Origin of the sequence: Bradyrhizobium sp. TM233, from assembly GCF_036247965.1 — a bacterium.
GTDB classification, from domain to species: domain Bacteria; phylum Pseudomonadota; class Alphaproteobacteria; order Rhizobiales; family Xanthobacteraceae; genus Bradyrhizobium; species Bradyrhizobium ottawaense.
In genome coordinates this window covers 1-2,329 of record NZ_BTIG01000118.1, presented here as the reverse complement: position 1 = coordinate 2,329, position 2,329 = coordinate 1, and the positions used below count along the sequence as shown (strand labels likewise).

General features: G+C 67.7%; 1 protein-coding gene and 1 pseudogene. One reads left to right on the top strand and one right to left on the bottom strand.

Annotation, left to right across the window (positions count from 1 at the left end; all coding sequences use genetic code 11):
• On the bottom strand, positions 1 to 717 hold a 717-nt coding region (locus AABA86_RS33930), incomplete at its 3' end, for an AraC-like ligand-binding domain-containing protein (protein WP_338309839.1).
• A gap of 1,387 nt (positions 718 to 2,104) precedes the next feature.
• Between AABA86_RS33930 and AABA86_RS33925 the strand changes: the two are divergent.
• Positions 2,105 to 2,329, top strand: a pseudogene (locus AABA86_RS33925) (hypothetical protein); the annotation flags it as partial.

The window sequence follows — 2,329 nt, the reverse complement described above, 5'->3', positions numbered from 1 at the left end:
GAGCTCGGCCGCGGTCAGCGCGTCGGTCTCGAGATTGTCCGCGATGCGGCGCTTGATCATCGTAAGATAAAGATGCCGCTCGGCCCGTTCGACGCCCGCCGCAATGTCTGCGGTACCGCCCGCGGCTGCGGCCACGAGGTCGGCGATTGCCTCGATCGTGGCCTCGACGTTGGCGGCCTCGGGCGCCGGTGGCAGTCCAAGCGCCGCAAAATGGCTGGCGATCAGGCGAGCATGCGGGTGGTTCGCCGGTAACAGGGTTGCCGTGGCCGAGTCCGGATGTGCGAGCCGCGGCGCCAGCATGGCACGTTGCAGGATGATCGCGATCAGGTGGGTGCGGCCGCCGCCGCCACGCAGTGCCGTCCGGTTCGGTTGCGCCATGTCGAGCAGGCAGATGTCGCCGGACCCCAGCGTCACTTCGCGACGACCTGAGCTGAACCGCATCTCGCCTGCGACGCAGAGGGTGATCTGAAAGTGGTCCATCGCGCCGCGGGCGACGTGCGCGGGCGTCCGGTCGTATTCGAGGTCGGTGGCACGCGTCTCGACCAGCAATGCATTGCCGGTCATCTTCGTCAGGCTGGTGACATGGAAATCGTCATCCGCGGTGAGCGGAATGACGTCACAGATGTCGGCCGTCATCGCGCGCAACTGCGCGAGCGCACTCGACCCGCGCTCACCATCATCCGCCGGCGTGCTCTCGTTCGCGATCGCTCCGTCCACGCTGTCCCCCGATCACACGGGCCGCACGGACGAAGGCCATGCAGAGCGCCGATATCGAGCTGGTTATCTAGTCTTTCGCACCATGCGGAGCAACTGCGCGGCAGGGCGCGAATCCGGGTTGTGATGCAATTGCATCAATCGCCCCATGAATCGGCCGCTGAGACTCCGGGCACAACGGTCTGGCCAGCGTGTCGTTACGGTCCGCCCGGTGCGCATGCCGAACGCAGGATAGGGAAGCCGCGAGGTTGATGCTCGCGCCGGCGCAGAGCGAGGTTTGATGCTGGTGGGAATGATGTCGGGCTGCCGCGCGTGCATGCGGGCGGTCTGGATCGCGGCTTTCGGGCTCGCGATTGCACATGTGACAGGTACGAGCGTGGCGCAAGCCCAATGTGCGAGCAATACCTGCACCGTCACGATCGCGAGCGACCCGGGTACCGCTTCGAGCGGCACGACGGGCGCCGCCGGTACGCTGAGCTACGCGCTTGCCTATGCGAATGCGCGATCCTCGCCGGTCACAATCAACATCCAGACGGACGTCACGCTGGCGGGCCCGCTGTCGCCGATCTTCAATTCGCTGACGATCAACGGCAATGGGCATACCATCGACGGTGGCGGCACCCAGCGGATATTCTTCGTCGGCGTGGATACGGAGACGAAGACCGGTGCTGCGGTGGTTGGTTCGGTCGTCGCGCAGACGCAGAATGTCAGCATCAGCAATGTCACCCTGGCCAACGGACTTGCCCAGGGCGGCGCGGCCGGTGCTGCCGGGGGCGGCGGGATGGGGGCGGGCGGAGCGCTGTTCGTCAACCAGTCNNGGCGGCGGAGGGCTTGGTGGTGGTGGGGGTAGCGCGGTCTCCCTATCCGCCGGTGGTAGCGGCATTTTCGGTCAGGCAGGTAACCACCTTGGCGGTGGGGGCGGTGTTTTCGGAAATGGTGGCTCTATCGCGGGCGGCGGCGGCGGTTATTCCGGCAACGGCGGAACTTTCACGAGCGGTCCCGGTGCCGGAGCGGACGGCTTGCTTGGCATTTCCGGGCTGACGGGGGGCGCCGGTTCCGGTGCCGTGAGCAGTGGTGTTGGCAACAATGGCGGCGCCAATGGCGGAGGGGGCGGAAGCCAGATCCAGACCGCTCAGGGGGGTGGCGGCGGTTTCGACGGGAAGAACGGCATCTACAACATCGGCGGTGCAGGCGGCTTTGGTGGTGGCGGCGGCTACGGCGACAACGCGGGCAATGGCGGCGCCGGCGGCTTTGGCGGCGGTGGCGGCGGCGGCNNGGTGGCTTCGGCGGCGGTGGAGGAGCAGGATACGATGCAAGTGGCGCCGGCGGGTTTGGCGCCGGTGACGCGACTGCTGGCGTCGGCGGGGGCGGCGGCGCGATGGGCGGTGCGGTGTTTGTCGCAAAGGGCGGCACGCTGACCATCACCGGCGACGGCTCGACGTCCGGCGGCAATGTCACCGGCGGCACGGGTGGCAATGCAGGCTCGGCATTCGGTTCCGGCATTTTCGTGCAGGGCTCGACGCTGGCCTTCGGTGCCGGCAATTTCATCTCCTCCGACGTCATCGCCGACCAGAACGGCTCCGGCGGCAGCAGCGCCGCCGACGGCTTCGGCGGC